Source organism: Vibrio sp. D173a (assembly GCF_030248475.1).
The window spans coordinates 1-1,395 of sequence record NZ_JAHGAH010000631.1; the positions used below are offsets into that span (position 1 = coordinate 1).

General features: G+C 44.7%; 2 protein-coding genes and 1 pseudogene. All 3 read right to left on the reverse strand.

What is annotated here, in order from left to right; genetic code table 11:
- Nucleotides 1-255 precede the first annotated feature (255 nt).
- The gene (kdsB, locus tag KIV40_RS28060; RefSeq protein ID WP_285352479.1) at nt 256-1,002 is read right to left on the reverse strand and encodes a 3-deoxy-manno-octulosonate cytidylyltransferase; all 747 of its coding nucleotides are present in this window, start codon (nt 1,000-1,002) and stop codon (nt 256-258) included.
- Between the two features lie 2 nt (nt 1,003-1,004).
- Complete coding sequence (locus KIV40_RS28065) at nt 1,005-1,184, reverse strand: Trm112 family protein (RefSeq protein WP_285352480.1); 180 nt, start codon at nt 1,182-1,184, stop codon at nt 1,005-1,007.
- Nucleotides 1,165-1,338: pseudogene (locus tag KIV40_RS28070) on the reverse strand (tetraacyldisaccharide 4'-kinase); the annotation flags it as partial. The pseudogene KIV40_RS28070 and the gene KIV40_RS28065, both read right to left, overlap by 20 nt.
- Nucleotides 1,339-1,395: the final 57 nt, after the last annotated feature.

The window sequence follows — 1,395 nt, forward strand, 5'->3', positions numbered from 1 at the left end:
TGTTTTACTCCACGTTTCTTCGTAAGTTATATTCCGCACTCGCATAACGCGACTGCGTTAACAGGCGGCATATTATAGAGAAAAATTAGATTTGGAGCGAGGTAAATCTCACATTAATCCTCGACGGGGTTTTATTGACGAACTATCTTTGATCTCGATTAACGCCAATCAAATTACGATGACCTAAAAAGACAAAACCCCGCTACGACGCGAGGTTTAGATTAAATTCAACTTAGATGGCATCAAGGCTAATCATCAACCGATTATAGCTCTAACCGCTTCCAAATCGTCTGGAGTATCAACACCCGGAGCTGGCGCTTCAGCCGCGATATCTACGTGAATCTTTTCACCATACCAAAGCACTCGCAGTTGCTCCAAGCACTCAATACGTTCTAGCGTGCTTGGTTCCCAATTGATATAGGTATTAATAAAACCAGCACGGTACGCGTAGATTCCGATATGTCTTAGCAGCGGTGATTCAGCGCTAGTGCCGTTATTGGCGTAGGCATCACGATCCCATGGAATCGTCGCACGACTAAAGTAAAGCGCATAACCATCTTTATCCGTGACAACTTTCACTGCATTTGGATTGAAAACTTCATCCACTTCTGTGATTTCAACACCGAGTGTTGCCATTGGCACTTGGCTCGCTGCTAAGTTGTTCGCCACCTGATTGATAATACTAGGTGGAATCAGAGGCTCGTCGCCCTGTACGTTCACGATAATATGATCGTCAGGGATCTTCATGACATCAATCACCTCAGCCAGACGCTCAGTACCAGACTCATGTTTAGGTGATGTCATGCAAACATCGGCACCAAAAGCTTTAGCAGCCTTTTCTACACGTGCATCATCGGTCGCAATGATAACTTTATCTGCACCTGCTTTAAGTGATTGCTCATAGACCCACTGGATCATCGGCTTACCACCGATATCAGCGAGAGGCTTACCCGGTAAGCGGCTCGATTGATAACGAGCTGGAATAACGACCGTAAACGACATGATTATTTACCTTCATCCATTGAGATTGCGCGCGCTTCAGGCTCAAGAAGCACAGGAATACCCTCTTTAATTGGGTACGCAAGTCGATCAAGTTTACAAATCAGTTCTTGCTTATCTTTGTCAAAAGTTAATTTACCTTTGCACACTGGGCAAGCAACGATTTCAAGTAGACGGTGATCCATAGTATTCCATAACCTCTTCTATTTTTTGCATAACTTTGTGTTGTGATGCTTGGTCAAACTGTGCAGATACTGGCAGATACCACCAGTTCTCTTGGGCATAACTTTCGCATTTCACAGCGTCTTTTTCTGTCATGATGATGCTCTTCCCCTTCTGTAACCGTCTTGGTGGCAACGCGCTGATCGATATCTTCACTTATGGTCGTATCGCTGG